Origin of the sequence: Myxococcus sp. MISCRS1 (assembly GCF_026626605.1) — a bacterium.
GTDB classification, from domain to species: domain Bacteria; phylum Myxococcota; class Myxococcia; order Myxococcales; family Myxococcaceae; genus Myxococcus; species Myxococcus fulvus.
Genome location: NZ_JAPNKB010000001.1, coordinates 9,225,212 through 9,241,240 on the forward strand (window position 1 = coordinate 9,225,212; position 16,029 = coordinate 9,241,240).

16 protein-coding genes are annotated in these 16,029 nt (G+C 69.1%); 4 read left to right on the plus strand and 12 right to left on the minus strand.

Translation table 11 applies throughout. From position 1 onward, the window contains the following. Positions 1 to 21: 21 nt before the first annotated feature. Genes OWM54_RS37060 through OWM54_RS37085 form a run of 6 tightly spaced genes read right to left on the minus strand, consistent with a single transcriptional unit; the run spans position 22 to position 6,603 of the window. Positions 22 to 1,170, minus strand: coding sequence for an acyl-CoA dehydrogenase family protein (locus OWM54_RS37060; RefSeq protein ID WP_223752168.1), 1,149 nt, complete (start codon positions 1,168 to 1,170; stop codon positions 22 to 24). 30 nt (positions 1,171 to 1,200) lie between these two features. Then, positions 1,201 to 2,346 (minus strand): acyl-CoA dehydrogenase family protein, encoded by a 1,146-nt coding sequence (locus OWM54_RS37065; RefSeq protein ID WP_223752167.1) that lies wholly within the window; start codon positions 2,344 to 2,346, stop codon positions 1,201 to 1,203. Positions 2,347 to 2,357: 11 nt separating this feature from the next. Next, positions 2,358 to 4,196 carry an AMP-dependent synthetase/ligase gene (locus tag OWM54_RS37070; RefSeq protein ID WP_223752166.1) on the minus strand — a complete coding sequence of 613 codons (1,839 nt, stop codon included), beginning with the start codon at positions 4,194 to 4,196 and terminating at the stop codon, positions 2,358 to 2,360. A gap of 57 nt (positions 4,197 to 4,253) precedes the next feature. After that, positions 4,254 to 5,081, minus strand: a complete 828-nt coding sequence (locus OWM54_RS37075; RefSeq protein WP_223752165.1) for an SDR family oxidoreductase — start codon at positions 5,079 to 5,081, stop codon at positions 4,254 to 4,256. Beyond that, complete coding sequence (locus OWM54_RS37080) at positions 5,081 to 5,764, minus strand: TetR/AcrR family transcriptional regulator (RefSeq protein WP_223752164.1); 684 nt, start codon at positions 5,762 to 5,764, stop codon at positions 5,081 to 5,083. Before OWM54_RS37080 ends, OWM54_RS37075 begins: the two co-directional genes overlap by 1 nt. Further along, a complete protein-coding gene (locus OWM54_RS37085; RefSeq protein ID WP_223752163.1) occupies positions 5,761 to 6,603 on the minus strand; it encodes an enoyl-CoA hydratase-related protein in 843 nt (280 codons plus the stop codon). The genes OWM54_RS37080 and OWM54_RS37085 overlap by 4 nt, the downstream gene beginning before the upstream one ends. Positions 6,604 to 6,942: 339 nt before the next feature. Here OWM54_RS37085 and OWM54_RS37090 point away from each other — a divergent pair, with 339 nt between their 5' ends. Next, positions 6,943 to 7,248: a hypothetical protein gene (locus tag OWM54_RS37090; protein WP_267700431.1), complete on the plus strand. Its 306-nt coding sequence runs from the start codon at positions 6,943 to 6,945 to the stop codon at positions 7,246 to 7,248. Positions 7,249 to 7,310: 62 nt separating this feature from the next. Then, positions 7,311 to 7,628: a hypothetical protein gene (locus OWM54_RS37095; protein WP_267700432.1), complete on the plus strand. Its 318-nt coding sequence runs from the start codon at positions 7,311 to 7,313 to the stop codon at positions 7,626 to 7,628. Between the two features lie 60 nt (positions 7,629 to 7,688). On the opposite strand, the gene OWM54_RS37100 is transcribed toward OWM54_RS37095, so the two are convergent. Further along, complete coding sequence (locus tag OWM54_RS37100) at positions 7,689 to 8,093, minus strand: peptidase inhibitor family I36 protein (RefSeq protein WP_223785594.1); 405 nt, start codon at positions 8,091 to 8,093, stop codon at positions 7,689 to 7,691. Between the two features lie 267 nt (positions 8,094 to 8,360). Here OWM54_RS37100 and OWM54_RS37105 point away from each other — a divergent pair, with 267 nt between their 5' ends. Further along, positions 8,361 to 9,101, plus strand: a complete 741-nt coding sequence (locus OWM54_RS37105; protein WP_324289168.1) for a M57 family metalloprotease — start codon at positions 8,361 to 8,363, stop codon at positions 9,099 to 9,101. 71 nt (positions 9,102 to 9,172) lie between these two features. On the opposite strand, the gene OWM54_RS37110 is transcribed toward OWM54_RS37105, so the two are convergent. Next, positions 9,173 to 9,763 carry a hypothetical protein gene (locus tag OWM54_RS37110; protein WP_223785596.1) on the minus strand — a complete coding sequence of 197 codons (591 nt, stop codon included), beginning with the start codon at positions 9,761 to 9,763 and terminating at the stop codon, positions 9,173 to 9,175. Positions 9,764 to 9,905: 142 nt separating this feature from the next. After that, positions 9,906 to 10,793, minus strand: a complete 888-nt coding sequence (locus OWM54_RS37115) for a bifunctional 5,10-methylenetetrahydrofolate dehydrogenase/5,10-methenyltetrahydrofolate cyclohydrolase (protein ID WP_267700434.1) — start codon at positions 10,791 to 10,793, stop codon at positions 9,906 to 9,908. Positions 10,794 to 11,366: 573 nt separating this feature from the next. On the opposite strand from OWM54_RS37115, the gene OWM54_RS37120 reads away from it, so the two are divergent. Further along, positions 11,367 to 12,035, plus strand: coding sequence for a hypothetical protein (locus OWM54_RS37120; RefSeq protein ID WP_267700436.1), 669 nt, complete (start codon positions 11,367 to 11,369; stop codon positions 12,033 to 12,035). Positions 12,036 to 12,087: 52 nt separating this feature from the next. Here the strand turns inward: OWM54_RS37120 and OWM54_RS37125 are convergent, their stop codons facing one another. The 3 genes from OWM54_RS37125 to OWM54_RS37135 form a co-directional block, all read right to left on the minus strand. After that, positions 12,088 to 13,251, minus strand: coding sequence for an alkaline phosphatase PhoX (locus OWM54_RS37125; protein WP_267700437.1), 1,164 nt, complete (start codon positions 13,249 to 13,251; stop codon positions 12,088 to 12,090). A 125-nt stretch (positions 13,252 to 13,376) separates the two neighbouring features. Further along, on the minus strand, positions 13,377 to 14,216 hold the full coding sequence (locus OWM54_RS37130) for a methyltransferase domain-containing protein (RefSeq protein ID WP_223785600.1): 840 nt from the start codon (positions 14,214 to 14,216) through the stop codon (positions 13,377 to 13,379). A 32-nt stretch (positions 14,217 to 14,248) separates the two neighbouring features. After that, positions 14,249 to 15,997 carry an ATP-binding protein gene (locus tag OWM54_RS37135; RefSeq protein ID WP_267700438.1) on the minus strand — a complete coding sequence of 583 codons (1,749 nt, stop codon included), beginning with the start codon at positions 15,995 to 15,997 and terminating at the stop codon, positions 14,249 to 14,251. Positions 15,998 to 16,029 lie beyond the last annotated feature (32 nt).

The following is a 16,029-nucleotide window of genomic DNA, read 5'->3' on the forward strand; positions in this document are numbered from 1 at the left end:
GGGATTCGGTGTGGGAGTGGTCTACAGCGAACGGGCGACGAGTTCCTTCATGACCTCGTTGGCGCCGGCGAAGATGCGCATGACGCGAGTATCCGCGAACAGGTGAGCGATGGGGTATTCCTTCATGTACCCATACCCTCCGAAAAGCTGGAGGCAACGGTCCGCGACGCTGCTCGCCTGGTCCGTCAGCCAGTACTTGGCCATGGCCGCGGACGCCACGTCCAGCTCCCCCGCCAGGTGCTTCTCCACGCACTCGTCGAGGAACGCCCGTCCAACCCGGCCCAGCGTCGCGCATTCCGCCAGCTCGAAGCGCGTGTTCTGCAGAGCGAAAAGCGGCTTGCCGAACACCTGGCGCTGCTTGGTGTAGTCGACCGTGAGCGCCACGGCCCGCTCGATGCTCGCCTGCGCGAGCACCGCCGTGGCCAGCCGCTCCTGGGGCAGCTGCTGCATCAGCTGGATGAAGCCCGAGCCCTCCTCGCCGCCCAGCACGTTGACGGCCGGAATCCGGAGCTCGTCGAAGAACAGCTCCGTGGTGTCCTGACCGTGGCCGCCCAGCTTCTCCAGGATGCGGCCCCGCTCGAAGCCGGGCGTGGTGTCGGAGACCTCGGCACACAACAGGGAGATGCCCGCATGGCCCTTCACGTCGCTGGTGCGCACCGCGATGATGAGGAAGTCACAGACGCGGCCGTTGGAGATGAAGGTCTTGGACCCGCTCACTTTGTAGAAGTCGCCGTCGCGCACCGCGCGGGTGGAGATGGCCTGCAGATCCGAGCCCGTGCCCGGCTCCGTCATGGCGATGGCGCCCACCCACTCGCCGCTGGCGAGCTTGGGCAGCCACTTGAGCTTCTGGGCCTCGGAGGCGTACGCGAGCACGTAGTGCGCGACGATGGTGGAGTGCACCGCGAAGCCCATCGTCGGGTCCCCGGCGCGCACCTGCTCCTCCAGGAGGATGGCCTCGTGGGCGAACGTGCCGCCGCCGCCGCCGTATGCCTCCGGGATGGACATGCACAGAAGGCCCAGCTCGCCCGCCCGGCGGTAGAGCGCCTTGTCCGGGAAGCCCTGGGCCACGTGCTTGGGCACGTTGGGGAGGACCTCCTTCGTGAAATAGGTGGCCGCGAGGCCGCGCACCTGCTCGAGCTCGTCGGAGCTCCACCGAGGACGTGCCGTCATAGTCTGTCTCCGCGCTGTCGTGACTGCTGTCTAGAGTCCGAACGTCTTGCCGATGATGTCCCGCTGGATTTCGCTGGTGCCACCATAGACGGTGGAAATCACCGTGGCACGCAGATGCGATTCCATATCGAACTCGGTGGCGTAGCCGTAGCCCCCCATCATCTGCACGCCCTCCAGCGCCACGCGCTTGGCCGTCTCGGTGGCCTTCAGCTTGGCCATGGAGGCCTCGCGCGGGAGCATCTTCTCCGGGGCCTCGTCCGCCATCTGCGCCACGCGGTACAGGAGCAGCTCGCTGCACTCCAGCTCCAGCGCCAGGTCCGCGATGCGGTGCTTGAGGGCCTGGAACGAGCCCACCGACTTGCCGAACTGCTGGCGGTCCTTCACGTACGCCACCGCGTCGTCGAACGCGCGCCGGCCCCGGCCCAGCATCGTCGCCGCCAGGATGAGCCGCTCGCTGTTGAGCCCCGACATCAGCTGCGGCCACGCCTGGTCCACCACGCCCACCACGCTGTCCTCGGGCAGGAAGCAGTCGGTGAAGTAGACGTCGTTGACCTCCTTGCCGTTGAGCGTGGGGATGCCGCGAATCTCCACGCCCGGCGTGCTCGTGGGCACGCAGAACATGGTGAGCCCCTCGTGGCGCGAGCCCGGGCCCGCGCCGCGCGTCCTCGCCACCAGCAGCAGGTGGTCGGCGATGTGCGCGTTGGAGCACCACGTCTTCTGGCCGTTGACGACGAAGCCGCCCGAGGCGCGCTCGGCGCGGCAGGTGATGGCCGCCGCGTCCGAACCCGCGCCGGGCTCCGAGATGGAGATGGCCTCCACCCGCCCTTGCGTGATTCCCGTGAGCACCTTCTGCTTCTGCGCGGGCGTGCCGAACCTCGCGTAGGGCCCGGCCGCGACGGCGGTGGTGACGTAGCCGCCCACCGGCGCGAGCCCGTAGGCGGTGCGCTCCGCGAACAGGCAGATCTCCGACATGCCGCCGCCGGAGCCGCCGTACTCCGCGTCGATGCCCACGCCGAGCCAGCCCAGCTCGGCCATCTGCGCGTACAGCTCGACGTTGTGCGCCTCCACGCCGTGCTGCGTCAAGGCGTCGCGCTGGGCGCGGGTGCCCGTCCTGGCGCGGCAGAAGGCATCGATGGACGCGGCGAACGAGGCTTGCTCGGGGGTTCTGGCGTGCATGGCGGCAGGGCTCAGGCGTTCTCGTAGAAGGTGGCGATGCGCTCGGCGTACTGCTGGAGGATGACGCGGCGCTTGAGCTTGAGCGTGGGGGTGAGCTCGCCCGTCGCCGGCGACCACGTCTCGTTGACGACCTCGAAGCGCTTGACCTGCTCGGCGCGCGACAGCCGCTGGTTGACGGAGGCCACCAGCGCCTCCAGCTCCGAGCGGATGGCGGGGTCCTTCGTCAGCTCCGCCACGGACATGGGCGGCAGGCCCCGGGCCTTGGCCCACACGGGCGCGACCTCCGCGTCCAGGCAGATGAGCGCGGTGACATACGGCCAGCCATCGCCAATCGCGAGCGCCTGGCCCACGAGCGGGTGGGCGCGCAGCAAGCCCTCGATGCGGGACGGGGCGATGTTCTTCCCGCTCGAGGTGATGATGAGCTCCTTCTTGCGGTCGGTGATGGTGAGGAAGCCCTCGGCGTCGATGGTGCCGATGTCACCGGTGGCCAGCCACCCGTCCTCGTCCGTGGCGCTGACGATGCGCCCGTCCCCCGCCAGGTAGCCCATGAACAGCACGGGGCCGCGCACGAAGATTTCACCGTCGGAGGCGAGCTTCAGCTCGAGCCCGGGGACGGGGCGGCCCACCGAGCCCACGCGGAAGTCGGTGGGCAGGTTGATGGTGGCGCAGCCCGTTGTCTCGCTCATGCCCCACACCTCGAGCACGCGGATGCCGAAGCCGCCCAGGTACTCCAGCACCTCCACGGGGATGGGCGCGGAGCCGCTGCTGGCCCACTGGAGCGCGTCCAGGCCCAGCGTGGAGCGCAGGGGCTTGAGCACCTTCTCCTCCGCCACGGCGACCTTGGCGGCCAGCTCCTCGGACACCTTCTGGCCGGAGCCCTCCAGGCGGAAGGCCTCCAGCGCGAGCGCGTGCGCGCCCATGATGGCGTCGCGGCGGGGCGCCTCCAGCGTGCCCAGCTTCGCGCGCAGGCCCGCGGCCAGCTTCTCCCAGACGCGGGGCACGCCGAAGAAGGCGGGCGGGCGCACCTTGGCCATCAGCGGCACCACGCCCGCCGGGTCCGAGCAGACGTGCACGTGCAGCGCCTTGAAGAGCATCCGGTACAGGCCCAGCTCGCGCTCGGCGATGTGCGCCAGCGGCAGGTAGGCGATGGACGGCGCGCGCATGGGCGTGGGCACCACCGCGTCCACGCAGATGGCCTCGTAGAAGGCGTTGCGATGGCTGAGCACCACGCCCTTGGGGTCTCCGGTGGTGCCGGAGGTGTACATCATCGCGATGGGGTCCTCGGGACGGATGGGCTTCCAGGTGTCCTCGAAGACCTGCGGCGCCTGCTCATGCAGCGCCGCGCCGTCCGCCTCCAACTGCGCGAAGGAGACATAGAGCGCGTCTCCGGCGGGCACGGCCGCTGCGTCGATGACGACGATGCGCTTGAGGGAGAAGAGCGACTTGAGGATGGGGCGCCAGCGGGCCACCTCCTCCGCGCCCTCGAGCACCACCACCGTGGCCGCGCTGTGCTGGGCGACGTAGCCTACTTGCTCCGTGCTCAGCGTTTGATAGGCGGTACAGGGGATGGCGCCCAGGTGGGCCGCGGCGTAGTCGATGAGCCAGTGCTCGGGCCGGCTCGACATCATGATCATCATCCGCTCGCCGCGCTGGAGCCCGAGCGCGCCCAGGCCCCGGCTCAGCGCCGCGGTGCGGGCGCGAATCTGGGCCCAGGTGAGCGTGGTGTCACCGGCGGTGAGCGCCGGCTCGTCCGCCAGTTCGTCCGCGTTGCGCTTGAGCAAGAGCGGCAGGGTGAGCTTGTTCGCCAGGGATTGGCACTGCGCCTCCAGGTCTGCGAGCGACGTACCCATGGACTCCTCCTGCGTCTGGTTTCGCGGCGACTGCGGATGCGGCGTGTGGGGTGCTCCTCAGGGGTCGACGTAGAGGTCGAGGATGACGTCGTCGCCGCCCCCGTAGCGGCTGAAGTCGGTGACGCCCTCGGCGCGCAGCACGTCCTCGTCGATGAAGGTGTGGCCGGTGCAGTCGCGCGGCTTGCGCTGGAGGATGGCCACCGCCGCGTCCGCCATGATGTCGGGCGTGCGCGCGCGCTGCATGGAGTCATCCCCGCCGAGCAGGTTCTTCACCGCCGCGGTGGCGATGAGCGTGCGCGGCCACAGCGCGTTGGCGGCGATGCCCGCCTCGGCGAACTCCGCGGCCCAGCCCAGCGTCAGGAGCGTCATCCCATACTTCGCCACCGTGTACGCCGGGTGCTTGCCCAGCCAGTGCGGCGCCAGGTTGACGGGCGGCGACAGCGACAGGATGTGCGCGTGCGCAGAGCGCTTGAGGTGCGGCAGCGCGGCGCGCGTGAGCAGGAAGGTGCCGCGCACCTGGATCTGCTGCATCAGGTCGAACCGCTTGAGGGGCAGCTCGTCTGTCTTCAGCGGCGCCAGCGCGCTGGCGTTGTTCACGCAGAAGTCGATGCCGCCGAAGCGCTTGACGGCCTGGTCCACCGCGCGCTGGACGTCCGCCTCCTCGCGCACGTCGCCCACCACCGCGAGCGCCTGGCCTCCGGCGGCCTCGATGTCCGCGGCCGCCGTGTGGACGGTCCCCGGGAGCCTGGGGTCGGGCGTGTCCGTCTTGGCCAGGAGCACCACGTTGGCGCCCAGCCTCCCCGCGGCGACGCCAATGGCGAGGCCGATTCCGCGGCTTCCTCCGGACATCAACAACGTGCGTCCCGACAGAGGCTTCTGGCTCATCAGGACTCCTTGTCGCTCGGACCCTCGGACGGAGCGGGCGTGGCTTCCGGCTCCGCGCGGGGCGGCATGTTCTTCAGTTGGGGGATGACGTCGCGAACGAGCGTGATGAGCGATTCGCTCAAGAGCAGGTGCGCCTCCTCGCGCGTGAGCGTCCCGCCGCGAATCCACTCGCGGATGGTGGCCTTCACCATGCCGGAGTAGGAGCGCATCATCGCGCGGTGACGCGCGTCGCTGCCCACCTCCACCTTGAGCCCCAGGAACTCGAGCGTCTTCGCCGCCGCCACGTCGTCCGCGGCGGAGATGATGCGCTCGACCTCCGGGTCCGCGCCGATGCCGCCCACCGCGGTGACGGCCACGTACGTCTTGCCGTGGGTGGCCACCGTGTCCAGGTACCACCGGACGCTGCGCTCCACGCGCTCGCGCAGCGTGCCCGTGTTGCTGACCTTCTCCTCCAGGCCGGGCATCAGGAGCATGCGCTTGACGACCTTGAGGTACAAGTCGCGCTTCTGCCCGAAGTAGTGGTTGAGCAGGCCGCGGGCGACACCCGCTTCCTTGGCGATGTCCGTGGTGGAGACGTCCGCGTAGGGACGCTCACCGAACAGACGCGTCGCGACCTCGAGGATCTGCTCGCGGCGCTCGTCCGGCTCCAGGCGCTTCCAGCGGGGGGCGGGGGAGGGGCTCATGACTTGTGCTCCCGCCACGGCAGGAAGGCCGGCTGGTCCTGCTCCACGGTGCGCGTGAAGGCGGGGGGGCGCTTCTGGAGGAACGCCATCACACCCTCCACGGCGTCCGGGTTCTGTCCCAGGCTCGCGATGAGCTGGCTGTCCAGGGAGAAGGCCTGCTCCGGGCTGGGCAGGGCGCTCATTCGGTAGAGGGACTGACGGATGACGGCCACGGACACGGGCGCGGTGGACTCCACCAGCTCGCGCGCCAGCGCCTGCGCGGCGCCGAGGACCTCGTCGGATTCATGGAGCGAGCGCACCAGCCCCGCGCCGAGCGCCTCGTCCGCGGGGATGAGCCGGCCGCTCACCATCCAGTCGAGCGCGCGGCCCATGCCGACCAGTCGGGGCAGGAACCAGCTGGAGCCGCCCTCCGGGTAGATGCCCCGGCGGCTGAAGACGAAGCCGAAGCGGCTGTCCTTGGCCGCCAGCCGGAAGTCCGCGGGCAGGAGCATCGTCGAGCCCACGCCCACCGCGGCGCCCCGCACGGCGGCGATGACGGGCTTGCGCAGGGAGAACAGGCGGCGGGTCACCCGCGTCGCGGGCTCCACCCACCCCGGCTCGGGCAGGCCTCCGTTGGCGACCTCGAAGGACAGGCCGCTCAGGTCCGCGCCCACACAGAAGTCCTTGCCGGCCCCCGTGAGGATGACCACGCGCACGTCCTCGTTGGCGTCCGCCTGGGTCAGCGCGTCCGCCAGCTCGTCCGCCATGGTGATGGTGAAGCCGTTTCGCGCCTCGGGACGGTTCAGCTCGAGAGTGGCAACCCGGTCCGAGACCGAGGTCCGGATGTGTTGGTAGCTCATGGTGGGGGCCTCATCACTTCGATGAAAGGGATATTGGAGGCTTGTTGGCGGGGTGTCAACAGTGTCTGCGCGGCCGGATTCCGAAAGAGTGACGACGTGTTGCGTCATCCCGGAGTGACTGTTCTGGGTGGGTGGGGTGGGGAGCTGCCGCGTGGGTGAAGTCTTGTGGCGGGACGGGACCTCCGGGGCCGCGTCTGTCGTTGACCTGTATCAAGACTGGGGAGTGGTGTCCGACCCGGCGCGACTGTCTTTGATGTTTCCTGACGTGGGGAGGATAGTTCCGCCGCCGTGTGAGGTGACGCGGCTTGTCCTCATCCGATGTGTCGTTCTGGAGGCTTCATGAACCGCATCTCGAAGGCGTTGTTCGCGGCGTTGGCGCTGGCCCCCCTGTCGGCGTTGGCGCTGCCGCCGGACTGTGATGCCCGCTGCGTGTCCCCCATCCCGTGTCGAATCGTCTGCGCCATTCCCTGGACCATGCAGGTGGTGTCGTGCGGCGTCTGGGTGGAGGACTACGACCCGGGCGCGTCGTGCGTGCCGGACACGGCGGCGCAGGCGGGGGAGGAGGAGCAGATGTTCTCGTCCGAGGACGCGGACGAGGTCGACGCGGCCTGGGAGTGCTCAGAGCAGGGCGCCGCCGAGCAGTGAGTCCCGTCCCGCTGGGACGTGTCGTGATGGGTTCAACTCGACGTTTCAACCTGGAGAATTCAATGAAGCTCATGTCGAAGACGTTGCTCGCGGGTTTCGTGGCGTGCGTGCTGTCCCCCCTGTCCGCGCTGGCGCTGCCGCCGGACTGTGACGACATCTGCGTGGAGTACGAGTCGTGCGACACCACGTGCGCCGTGCCCTGGTCCACGCGCATCATCACCTGCGGGCGGTGGGCGACCGAGTACCACCACCCGAACCCGGCGTGCATGCCCTCGCTGGCGGCCGAGGGCAGCGAGGAGGAGTCGCTGCTGTCCTCTGAGGACGCCGAGGAGGTCGACGCGTCCTGGGAGCGCGCCGCGCAGGACGTCTCCGCGGAGTAGGACCGTGGCGGGCGGGTGCGCCTGGGAGGTGACGCCTTCCCCGGCGCACCCCGCCTCGCATCAGAAGACGAAGACGCTCTTGGGCGCGAACTCGAGCGGGCTCAGCCACTCGCCCGGCAGGAGCGTCACCGGGTAGCCCGAGCAGTCCTCGTTGGGGAACAGGTACGCGTTCTGGGTGCCCCGGTTGATGGCGGACTCGGCGCGGCCCTCCCAGCCGTGCTCGGGCAGCCCCACGCAGGTGGACGTGCCCGGAGGCCAGGCCCGGACGTTCCACACCGCGCCGGTGTAGTCCTCTCCATCGAACAGGCAGAGCACGTCCGAGAAGGGACAGGGATTGGTGTCATCGGCCGAGGCCTCGGCCGGGGACAAGAGCAGCGAGCCCGTCGCGAGCCCCGCCACCGTGAGAAGGGCGCCGAGTCTCCAGGAGCCCGCGCGCGTGAGACGACGGAAATCGAGCCAGTTCATACAGGTGTCTCCTCTGCCCGCCATGGGCGTTTGCCGCGGACGCATGGTGACATGGCGTTGCCTGGGGCAAGGCCCGACCTGCGCGTCTGCGATTGAGTCCATCCGCTGGTGGACTTCCCGTGGCCCGTCGGCTTGGATTGATGCCGTGCCTCTGTAAATGGCACGCCCACCTCGAATGCTGGCCGGGAGAAGTCGATGGCGAAGAAGGCGACCGCTGTTGCATGGCTTTGCTGCGCGTGGATGTCTGGCTGTGGAGGTGTCGGGCCGGTGCTCACGGACGAGACGCGGGAGACCGTGGAGAACCTGGTGGAGGCGGGGTTCCGGACGGAAGACATCCAGGTGGTTGACGGTGTCGTCCAGGTGGGGGGCGACGCGGTCGTGAGCCTCCAGGCCTCGCGGGAGATGCTCGACACGGGAGATTCGGGAGCGGAGCACTACCGGACGACGAATCTGGTCTCCAGCGCGGTGACGAAGATCACGGTCCAGCTCCCGTCACCCGTCGCGTCGACGATTGCCGCGGGCCTGGCGCAGGCCGTCGCCAACTACAACGCGCTGGGGCTTCGTCTCACGTTCTACACCGCCAATCCGTGCCTCGCCGACCCCTCGGCGTGTCCGCCCGGCAGCCACGCCACCATCAACGTGGTCGTCAACTCCACGCTCCCCAGTGGTCCGAGCGGGGCGAGCGGCTATCCCTCCGGCGGGTTGCCTTATCCGACCATCTGGATCGGCACGGGCCTGTCCACGTACCCGCTGGATGTCATCGAGCACGTCCTCACGCATGAGCTTGGCCACACGATTGGCTTTCGCCACACGGACTTCTTCAACACCGCCATCAGCTGCGGCGGCACGCCCGTGCGCGAGGGCGCGAACCCGGGAGGCGCCATCCTCATCCCCGGGACACCCTCCAGCGCGACGCCGGGCGGCTCCATCATGAACACCTGCGTGCCCCTGAGCACGAACGGGGAGTTCACCTCGACGGACATCGCGGCGCTGAACTTCATGTACTGACCCAGGGCGCTCGGAAGCGAGGGGCACTCCGGCCGCACCCGTCGTCGGTGGGGCCCGGAGTGCCGTGGGCGTCAGAAGCTGCGACCGAGGCCGAGCACCGCGGCGTCGTTGACCCGACCCACCGTGGGCATGAGTCCCAGCGGGAGCCGGAGCTGCGGGCCGCGCGAGGACGCGAGCTGCGCCTTCCGGGTGGGGCGGGGACCGCCGCGCTGGGCCTGCCGGCAGGACGCCTTGTCGACGCATCCGCCGTAGCCCTCGTCGTCCTCGTACTCATCCAGGTCCGCGAGCAGCTCCAGGTAGCCCAGTCCAAGCGTCGCGCCGACCACGATTCCACCCAGGATGGCCTTGCCGCAGTCCCCGTCGCCCACCGCGCCGGACGCGCAGACCGCGATTCCAGCGACGAGCCCTCCGCCCGTGAGAATCAGCGGGACGAGCCAGACATGCGTGGGGATGAACTCGTCGTCCTCGTACGTGTCGGTCTGCAGGGCCCGCAGGCGGTTGCCCTCCGCCATGACACCCCTCGCGGAAGGCGAAGACATCAGCCGCAGGGCCCTGGACTGGTGGCGCGGCGAGAAGTCGAACGGGCGGGGCGCGGCATGGGCGGTGCCTGGCGTGAACAGCCAGAGGCACAGCCCGGCGAGGGCGAGGACATGCTTCGTCATGGTGGGGAGTCCGGGAATGGCGCTGACCGGCCGCCTGGCCGGCAAACGTGCGGTACTCGACGCAAGCCGCGTCGATGTATTCACACTGCGTCGCGCCCAGGCGCGCACCCCGGGATGGGGCGCGCCGGACTCCCCGGTGTGGCTACGTGCGGCGGGCCTGCGCGGACTGGCGCGCGGCCTGGAGCGTGTTGGCCAGGAGCATGGTGATGGTCATGGGGCCCACGCCGCCGGGGACGGGGGTGATGGCCTCGGCGACCTGGCTGACGCCGTCGAAGTCCACGTCGCCCACCATGCGGAAGCCGCGCGCGGAGCCGGGGTCCTCGACGCGGTTCTGTCCCACGTCGATGACCACGACGCCGGGCTTCACCATGTCGCGGGTGATGAGGTTCTGCTTGCCCACCGCGACGATGAGGATGTCCGCCTGGCGGGTGAAGGAGGCCAGGTCCGGGGTGTGCCGGTGGGTGATGGTGACGGTGGCGTCGGGGCCGGGGGCCATGAGCAGCGAGGCCAGCGGCTTGCTGACGATGAGGCTCCTGCCCACGATGACCACGTGCTTGCCCCGGGTGGGGACGTTCTCCCGGCGCAGCATCTCGAGGATGCCCGCGGGGGTGCACGGGATGAAGGCGCGGGGGTCTCCCACGAAGGCCAGGCCCGCGTTGCGCGGGTGGAAGCCGTCCACGTCCTTGTCCGGGGCGATGTGCTCCAGGACGGCCTTGTAGGGAAGGTGCGCAGGGAGGGGGAGCTGGACGAGGATGCCGTGGACGGCGGGGTCCTGGTTGAGCCGGTCGATGACGGCGAAGAGCTCCTCCCGGGAGACGTCCTCGGGCAGGTTGAGCGTCTGCCCGCGCATGCCGAGCGCCTCGCACGCGCGCGTCTTGCTCGCCACGTAGGCCTGGCTGGCGGGGTTGTTGCCCACCAACACCACGGAGAGCCCCGGAGTGATTCCCTGGGCCTGGAGCTCGGCGACCTGCTGGGCCATCTCCGCCCGCATCACCCGGCTGATCTCGGTTCCATCGATGTTCCGCGCCATGGAGCGCTCCATACGCCAGTTTCCCGCCCGCGCCGCGCCCTTTCTGGGAGGGGCGACGCCTGGTCGACGGCTCGGGGCGACGGTCCGCCGCACCCAGGACACACCCGGAGCGAGAGGACCTGTTGGAACGGACGTCGCCCGTGTGACGTGGAGGACGATTCCGGCGCCGAGTCACGTGCTCATCCATGGCGCCGGGACGGCGGTCGGTGGACGGTGATGCGGCGTGCCCGCGTCTTCGAACCGTGGACGCGCAATGCCTGCCCGTCGGGCGCGAGACCGTCAGGTGCGTCGGCTGGAGACAGGGCCGGGTGGTGGTGTCTCGGTTGTGGCGAATGGGGTTACAGCTGAAGACTGACAGAGGGGACCTGGCTGTGGCGTGGGGCGCTACAGTTTCAATGTGTCACCATGTATCCGGGGCGTCGCTGTCAGGAGTGTAGCATCGAGCGCCACAGCTCGGAGTGGTGTGTCGTGAAATGTTGATGTTGTGTCTTGTTTTTGAGCCATCAATCACAGCAGAGTGCGTGCATCACACCTGGAGGTCGTATGCACGCTGCTTCATCGTCTGGTGGGCGCATGGGTCTGTCTCGTCTTGGCTCGTTGGTGGCTGTCGCCGCCGTGGCGCTCGTCCTGGGGGCGCCGGTGCGCGCCGAGGCCCAGTGTACGAGCTGGCCCACCAACACCACGGTCACGCCGGGGACGTCGTACGCGGACACCATCAACGTCTCGGGGCTGGCCTACGGGACGTACATCATCACGGCGTCGTTCTCCGGCAGCGCGGGGCTCATCAACCTGGCCTTCAGCGCGGCGCCGGGCGTGAGCTGGAGCAACGGGCAGAAGGGCTTCATCGGCTCTTCGACGACGCTCTACCTGAGCTTCATCATGGCGGCCGGCGCCCTGCCGGGTCGTTACTCGACGGTGACGATGAACGTCGCCAACACGGCGGGCCAGACGGTGTGCAGCTCGAGCTTCGTCGTGGGCGTGCCCGGTGACGCCTGCCCGGGTGACGTGAGCTGGCTGGGCAACACCATCAAGGCGGGCTTCGACAGCGCCAACTGCTACGTGGCCGCCGTCCCCGCGCAGGACGGCTCGCCGTTCATCCACGCCAACAACTATTACGTCACGCGCGGCCCGAACAACGTGTGTGAGTACGGCTGGTTCGACGGCGCCAACTGCTACCTGGGCACGCCGCCGCCTGGGAAGTCCGCCTTCATCTGGGGCAACGCATTCTACTACTCGCCTTGAGGCGCGAGGGCTCCCCGCGCGATGTCGTCCACCGCGCGGGGAGTCGTGTGGGTCAACGGAACGGTCCGCTCACCTCGAAGGTGACGCCGGTGGTGCCGTCCGTCCCGCGCTGCGAGCTGAAGTACAGCCGCCGACCATCGGGGCTGAAGGCGGGACCGGTGAGCTCGGAGCCCGAGTGTCCGTCGAGCTGGAGGAAGGGGGCCACGGTGCGCTCGGGCCCCGGGGTGATGAGACACAGCTGCAGGTCTCCGCCGTCCTCGGCGACGAAGAGGTCACCCGAGCGGGACATGGTGATGTTGTCCACGCCCCGGAGGGGCGAGTCCGGGTAGAGGTCGTCGTCGTAGATGACTTCGACCTGGCCGGTGGCGGGGGTGTGGGCCCACACGCGGTTGTCGCCCTTGGTGGTGAAGTAGACGGTGCCGCTGTCGTACCAGCAGCCCTCTCCGCCATTGAAAGCGGTGGTGAGGAAGCGCTCGAGCTGGAGCGAGGCGGAGCGCGACGCGGAGACCTTCACCCAGCTGAAGCTCGCGGTGCCGTCCAGGGCGTTGCCGTTGAGCTTCGCGGCCTCCAGTCTCCCAGCGCCGAGCGAGGGCCACTGTGAGGGCGTGAAGCGGTAGAAGCGGCCCTCGGGGCGGTCCTCGGTGAGGTAGAGGCGCTGTCCCACCGGGTCCACGGCCACGGCCTCGTGGGTGAAGGCGCCGAGGGCCGAGCGGCGCTGGCCCTGGGAGGGGGAGCGCGGGTCGCATTCCCAGACATGGCCCAGGTCCCATTCCTCGCACGACAGCCAGGTGCCCCACGGGGTGGGACCTCCGGCGCAGTTGATGCTCGTGTTGGAGAGGATGCGGTAGGCGTCCACCACGTTGCCGCCGCCGTCGAAGCGGATGGAGGACACACCGCCCAGGAGGGGAATCTCGCTGTTGGAGACGTAGACCCAGCCTCCGTCACCGGTGTCGAAGCACGCGCCGCCGTCGGGGGCGAGGTGCCAGGTGTAGTTCGTCCCGGGGACGTTCTGTCCGGTCCGGGCGATGATGCGCGAGGTGAAGCCCGCGGGCAGCCTCAGGCCGTGGGCGTCCGGTGAGCCCGAGATGGCGCCATAGGGGCCGGGGCCCGGACGGGCGGGGGCGGCATAGGCCGCGCGCCAGAAGCCGGGTCCCAGGACCAGGATTCCACTGCTCATCGCGGTGAGTCGAAGGAAGTTCCTGCGCTGCATGGGCATGTCTCCAATCGCCAGGAGGGCGAAGGAGATTGAGTCGCACGGCGCGGTGCGCCCACCGCATCACGAGTCGGTGACCTTGTCGCGTGGGTGACAAGGTCACGCATTCGTCACCTCAATCGCAGCCTTCAGCGTCGCGGGGCGTGTGCGGTCACCTGCCTCATGCTCCAGTGGCAGGAGATGTTTCCAGCGGAATCCCGCAGGGGCTCCACGGCGGAGAGGAAGGCCTTGCGGACGTCCTCGCGGGTGGAGGGGGAGAGCTGGTCCGCGTCATAGGTCTGGGCGAGCGAGTCCCAGACGTGCTCCGGGGAGCCACCGTCCTGGACGAGGAGGTCGAAGACGTCGACGTGTTGGAAGGCGAGGCCGAAGAGCTGCTGGAGTCCCTCGGTGGAGCGGAAGCGCTTGTCGCCCAGGCTCAGCAGGGGGCGCGGCTGGGATTCGATTGCGGGCTTCATCAGCTCGCGGAACACGGCCAGCGAGCCCGTGGGGGCGAAGCCTCCGCCGACGACGCAGGACAGCTTGCCGTCGGGCTTGAGTGTGCGCCGGACCTCGGAGAGGACCTGTTCGCAGTCGTCCATCAGCATGAGGGCCAGGTGGCTGAGCACGACGTCGAGGCTGTCGTCCTCGAAGGGGAGCGACTGCGCGAGCCCCTGGTGGAGCGTGGCGGCGCCCTGGAGTCGGGCCTGGGCGTGGGCGAGCTCGTCGGCGCTCATGTCGAGGCCGAGGAGTCGGGGGCGGGGAGGCTCGCGGTGGGCGAGCAGCTCCAGCAGGTAGCCATCACCGCAGGCGAGGTCGAGCACGGTGTGTTCGCGCGAGTCCGAGGGGACTTCGGCGGCGAGCAGCGCGTAGGTCGAGTCGAAGCGGTGGTCGCCTCGCGTGACGGGCGTTCGGGAGAACCACCGCGCCGTCACGCCGGCGAGGCGACGGTGGTAGTCGAGGAGGTAGGACTCGGTCTCCGAGGGCGGCATGGGGGTGGGTCATACCATGCCGCCCCTGGGGGTCAGTCGACGAGCAGGCGTTTCACGGGCGCGGGGTCGACGGCCACCATGAGCGGGCGTGCGAAGTTGCTGAAGGAGACCAGCGCCTGTCCTGGCGCGAGTCTCGTCACGCGGTTCCAGAGACTCTCATCGATGCTGCCCACGGTGCGTTGCATGCGGGAGATGACGGTGCTGTCGGTCATCTTGTGGATGATGAAGTTGTTGAGCAGGCCGAGCACCTCGTTGGGGAGGTGTTGGGGGAGCTGGGTGACGAAGACGAGTCCGAGCCAGCGCTTGCGGCCGCGCTTTGCGATGCGAGCCACCTGTTCGAAGAGGACGGGCATCTGGCTGATGCGGCTGGCGGAGAGGAACTCGTGGGCCTCCTCGATGATGATGAGCACGGGAGGGACGGCCTGGTCCTGGGCGTTGGCCTTTTCGTAGCGGACCTCCTGGGCTTCTTGGAGGCCGCGGAGGACATCCGCGATGACCAGGTTGTTGAGCTGCGGCGAGTCCGTGTCCGACAGGTCGATGACGGACACGCGGCCCGGAGCGAGCATCGAGTTGTAGGCGGGGCCGGGCACCGAGCCCATGTCGAAGATGTTGAGCCGGCGCAGGCGGTGGAGCTTTCCGTAGAGCGTCTTCCAGCTCACCGCGTTGCGGCTGCTCTGGGCCATGACGCGTCTCATGACCGTGCCACGGTTGGCCTTGAACTCGCTCTGGAGGAAGGGACCGGTGGGCGTCGCTTCTTCGGTCTCTTCCTCGGCCTCGGCTGTCTCTGCTGTCGTCTCCCTGCGGCGGCTGCGTGAGCGGCTTCGAGTCGTCTCCCCGCGATTCTCGTCGCCCAGGCTGTAGATGTACGCGTTCACGACGTCCAGCAGGTGCTGGATGGTCATCTTGGGATAGCCCGTGGACATCTCGTCGACTTCGAGCGCCTGCCGCCTCTCTTCATCCGTCTGCGGGAAGACCTCGAAGTCCTCCAGCAACTGCTTGGTGACGTCGTAGGCCTTGAGGAAGCGCTCCTGCTGGGCATCCGACAGGCCGAGAATTTCCGCGATGGCGTAGGGCGAGAGGCTGGAGAAGTTGAGGGAGAAGCGGTGGAGGTTGCGGTGTCGGGGGTTGCGGCTGGTGCGTCCGATGAGGTGGTGGATGTGCAGGTCGCGGACGCCCTCAGCCTGCTGGCCCCGGCGCTTGAGGGCCTCGAGCATGGGCTCATGGTCCGTGGGTTCGTCCACGTGGGTGTACTCACCCTCCACGTCGAACACGATGGTGGCGATGCCTTGGGACTGAGCGCGGTGGACGAGCGTGGCCACGGTGGTGGACTTGCCGCCGCCGGTGGTCCCGATGATGCCGGTGTGCCGGGGGAGGACGGACTTGTCGCTAGGACTGATTCGAGCCTCCATCTGCTCGTAGCCAACGACGACACCCAGGGACATGTCGCCACCGACACCGAGCACGCGCTCGCTCTCCTCGTCCGTCAGCACGAACACGGGGCTCTGGGGGCGAGGACGGAAGCGGGGCGGCTTGAGGGTGCCTTCCACTTCTTCGCCGAGCAGCTCCACCTCCGCGCGACCGTGGTAGTCGAACGTGTACGTGAGCTTCTTGCCGTGCGTCACGACACCGACGGCCATCGTCGAGTTGGCGGGGACCGCGTTGGGTTCGGCGAAGGGGCCCTTGACGACGACGCCCAGGTAGGCGCGGCCATCCTCGCGGGACTTCACCCGCACCAGCGTCTGGGACGCGAGCAGGTGCAGGTCCGCGCGAGTGAGCAGCACGGTGAGCAGGTTGTCCTCGCTCGACGCGGTGT

Excerpts from the sequence above, each read along its gene's own strand:
- OWM54_RS37070 (WP_223752166.1), bottom strand. The coding sequence starts at position 4,196 with ATGGGTACGTCGCTCGCAGACCTGGAGGCGCAGTGCCAATCCCTGGCG.
- OWM54_RS37095 (WP_267700432.1), top strand. The coding sequence starts at position 7,311 with ATGAAGCTCATGTCGAAGACGTTGCTCGCGGGTTTCGTGGCGTGCGTG.
- OWM54_RS37120 (WP_267700436.1), top strand. The coding sequence starts at position 11,367 with ATGGGTCTGTCTCGTCTTGGCTCGTTGGTGGCTGTCGCCGCCGTGGCG.
- OWM54_RS37115 (WP_267700434.1), bottom strand. The coding sequence starts at position 10,793 with ATGGCGCGGAACATCGATGGAACCGAGATCAGCCGGGTGATGCGGGCG.
- OWM54_RS37090 (WP_267700431.1), top strand. The coding sequence starts at position 6,943 with ATGAACCGCATCTCGAAGGCGTTGTTCGCGGCGTTGGCGCTGGCCCCC.
- OWM54_RS37125 (WP_267700437.1), bottom strand. The coding sequence starts at position 13,251 with ATGCCCATGCAGCGCAGGAACTTCCTTCGACTCACCGCGATGAGCAGT.
- OWM54_RS37110 (WP_223785596.1), bottom strand. The coding sequence starts at position 9,763 with ATGACGAAGCATGTCCTCGCCCTCGCCGGGCTGTGCCTCTGGCTGTTC.
- OWM54_RS37080 (WP_223752164.1), bottom strand. The coding sequence starts at position 5,764 with ATGAGCCCCTCCCCCGCCCCCCGCTGGAAGCGCCTGGAGCCGGACGAG.
- OWM54_RS37065 (WP_223752167.1), bottom strand. The coding sequence starts at position 2,346 with ATGCACGCCAGAACCCCCGAGCAAGCCTCGTTCGCCGCGTCCATCGAT.
- OWM54_RS37100 (WP_223785594.1), bottom strand. The coding sequence starts at position 8,093 with ATGAACTGGCTCGATTTCCGTCGTCTCACGCGCGCGGGCTCCTGGAGA.
- OWM54_RS37130 (WP_223785600.1), bottom strand. The coding sequence starts at position 14,216 with ATGCCGCCCTCGGAGACCGAGTCCTACCTCCTCGACTACCACCGTCGC.
- OWM54_RS37060 (WP_223752168.1), bottom strand. The coding sequence starts at position 1,170 with ATGACGGCACGTCCTCGGTGGAGCTCCGACGAGCTCGAGCAGGTGCGC.
- OWM54_RS37075 (WP_223752165.1), bottom strand. The coding sequence starts at position 5,081 with ATGAGCCAGAAGCCTCTGTCGGGACGCACGTTGTTGATGTCCGGAGGA.
- OWM54_RS37085 (WP_223752163.1), bottom strand. The coding sequence starts at position 6,603 with ATGAGCTACCAACACATCCGGACCTCGGTCTCGGACCGGGTTGCCACT.